The organism is Mesorhizobium sp. M7D.F.Ca.US.004.03.1.1, assembly GCF_003998635.1.
GTDB lineage: Bacteria > Pseudomonadota > Alphaproteobacteria > Rhizobiales > Rhizobiaceae > Mesorhizobium > Mesorhizobium loti.
In genome coordinates, this window is the sequence record NZ_RZQG01000795.1 from 1 (window position 1) to 2,779 (window position 2,779).

General features: G+C 62.7%; 3 protein-coding genes and 1 pseudogene. All 4 read left to right on the forward strand.

Annotated features, from left to right (window positions below):
- Positions 1-184 (forward strand): annotated as a pseudogene (locus EN935_RS29945) (ribokinase); the annotation flags it as partial.
- Positions 185-241: 57 nt separating this feature from the next.
- Positions 242-1,303 carry an ABC transporter substrate-binding protein gene (locus EN935_RS29950; protein ID WP_013530805.1) on the forward strand — a complete coding sequence of 354 codons (1,062 nt, stop codon included), beginning with the start codon at positions 242-244 and terminating at the stop codon, positions 1,301-1,303.
- Positions 1,304-1,369: 66 nt separating this feature from the next.
- Positions 1,370-2,233, forward strand: coding sequence for an ABC transporter permease (locus EN935_RS29955; RefSeq protein WP_109660960.1), 864 nt, complete (start codon positions 1,370-1,372; stop codon positions 2,231-2,233).
- A partial coding sequence (locus EN935_RS29960; protein WP_164771448.1) for an ABC transporter permease occupies positions 2,233-2,779 on the forward strand: 547 nt, incomplete at its 3' end. The genes EN935_RS29955 and EN935_RS29960, both read left to right, overlap by 1 nt.

Below are 2,779 nucleotides of genomic sequence, written 5' to 3' on the forward strand. Positions count from 1 at the left end.
GCATAGCGCGCTGGCGCGGGGCCTCCCGCCCTTCGAGGTAGCGCGCTATGCCAATGCGGCGGCGGCCATATCGGTCACCCGCCACGGTGGCTCGTCGGCGCCGACGAACCGCGAAATCCAGACATTCCTGAGCCATGCCGCCGACCCGTCGGATGCAGGCCGGACACAGAAGGCCAATGCATAACAGCTGGAAAGCCTGACAAGCCCGGGAACCGGGCAAACCCACAGAGAGGAACCAACCATGCGCATGCCTGACTTGACTGCTCTGCTGACGGCGACCGCCGTCTTTACCTCCGCACTCGCGTTCGCCGCCAAGGCCGACGAAGTGCATGTGCTCAACTGGAAGGGCTACGGCGCCGACGAGCCGTGGGCCGTCGAGGCGTTCGAAAAGGCAACCGGCAACAAGGTCGTCAACGATTTCTTCAATTCCGAACAGGAAATGCTGACCAAGATCCGGACCAATCCCGGCCTCTACGACGTGGTCATGATCAATGCCGCCTTCAACGACCAGGCGATGGACGGCAAGCTGATCCAGCCGATCGACGTCTCCAAATTGCCGAACTACGCCGACATCAGCAAGGACAAGGCGGGATCGCCGATGCTCGTCCATGATGGTAAGGTCTATGGCGTGCCGTGGGTGTGGGGCCTGACGGCACTCGCCATCAACGACAAATCCTTCGACAAGCCGCCGACGAGCATCGCCGAGATGTGGGATGCCGCCCACAAGGGCCGTGTCGTCATTCGCGACGACGCCGTCGAGGCGGTGCAGTTCGGCGCCATCGCCACCGGCCAGAACATCAACGACATCAAGGATATGGATGCGGTCAAGGCGAAGCTCACCTCGCTGATGCCGCAGATCAAGACCTTCTGGAGCTCGGAGAACGACTGGAACCAGATGGTCGCCTCCAACCAGATCGACATCGGCACCTATTGGAGCGGCTCGGCCGATCGCGCCAAGACGCATTTCAAGCTGCCGGTCTCGCTGGTCGTGCCGCAGGAGGGCGCCGTCGCCTGGCTCGACGCGTTTTCCATTCCGGTCGGCGCCAAGAACGTCGCCGGTGCCGAGGCCTTCATCAACTACATGATCGACCCGAAATTCTACGTCGAATGGGTCACCAAGGTCGGCGCTCCAGTGTCGGCCAACACCAAGGCGGTGGAAGCGCTGCCCGAGGATGCGTTCAACCGCAAGGTCATGGGTGACCCCGAAGTGGCCAAGCGCATCCAGTTCCAGGCGCCGATCACCGACGCGCAGCGCGAAGCCTATCTGGCGCTGTGGCAGCAGCTGAAGGTCGACGTGAAATAAAGCCGACACCCAAGCCAGCCGGCGGTTCGCGTCGGCTGGCACTTCAATCCTGGGGAGGAGGGTATCATGGCAGCTGCGACAGCATCGCGAAACGGGCTGAGATCGGCATTGCCGCTGCTGGCGCCGGCCTATCTCTGGCTGACGGTGGCGATCTTCCTGCCGCTGTCCGCCATGGTCTTTTTCTCGTTCATGACCGAACTGCCGCTGTCGGGAAAGCCGTGGGCATTCACCCTTGGTAACTATGCCGCCTTCTTCTCGCAAAGCCTTTATCTGACGCTGCTGCTGGCCTCGCTGCGCCTTGGCCTCGAAGTGACGTTGTGGTGCGTCGTCATCGGCTATCCCGCCGCTTACGTGCTCGCCAAGGTGCTGAAAGGCCGCAGCCGCGAGGCGATCTTCCTGCTCGTCATCCTGCCGTTCTGGTCGAATGGGCTGGTGCGCATCTTTTCCTGGGCGATGGTGCTGCGCGAAGGCGGCATCCTCGACACCGCGCTCAACGCCATGCTGCCGTTCAAGATCAACATCGACCTGATGTATTCCTATCCCGCCGTCATCATCGGGCTGGTGCATTCCTACGTGCCCTACATGGTGCTGACCTGCTATCTCACGCTGCAGGCGATCGATGACTCGCTGATCGAGGCCGGGCGCTCGCTTGGCGCATCGCGGCTGCAGGTTTTGAAGCGAGTGATCATCCCGCTGTCGATGCCCGGATTGGTCGCGGGCGCGGCGCTGATCTTCGTGCCGGTCGTCGGCTCGTTCATGGAGCCGCGCATCCTCGGCGGCCGCACCGGCACCTTCTATGGCACGGTCATCGAGGACCAGTTCGTCGCGGTGTTCAACTGGCCGCTCGGTGCTGCGCTCTCCTTCATCCTGCTGGCCGTGGTGCTGGTCATCCTGGCAATTGCCTCGCCGGTGCTGCGGAGGGCTGCGTGATGGCAACGACCCGCATCCTCGAATGGCTCGGCCGCCTCTATATCTTGCTGCTGCTCGCCTTTCTTTATCTGCCCATCATCATCATGGCACTGATGTCGTTCAACGTCTCGCCCTTCTACCAATTGCCGTTCGAATGGACGACCGAATGGTATGCCTCGCTGTGGCAGAACGACCAGCTGATCGCGGCGACCTGGAACAGCGTCGAGATCGCCGTCATTACGACCGTCATCTGCGTCGTGCTCGGCTCGGCGGCTTCGTTGGCGCTCTATCGCTATGAGTTCCGCGGCAAGAAGTTCCTGCAGGCGCTGCTGTTTCCGCCGATCGCCATACCGTGGCTGATCACCGGCACGGCAATGCTGATCTTCTTCTTCGGCGTCGGCATCGGCCGCGGCCTGCATGCGATCCTGCTCGGCCATGTCGCGCTGGCGCTGCCCTATGTCATCGTCGTCGTCTCGGCGCGGCTGCAGACCTTCGCGCCGGAGCTGGAAGAGGCGGCCCGCTCGCTCGGCGCCAACCAGTGGCAAGTGACAAGGCGCGTCACGCTGC

What these genes read in the sequence shown, in the direction of transcription:
- EN935_RS29950 (WP_013530805.1), top strand. Translation starts at nt 242, where the DNA reads ATGCGCATGCCTGACTTGACTGCTCTGCTGACGGCGACCGCCGTCTTT.
- EN935_RS29955 (WP_109660960.1), top strand. Translation starts at nt 1,370, where the DNA reads ATGGCAGCTGCGACAGCATCGCGAAACGGGCTGAGATCGGCATTGCCG.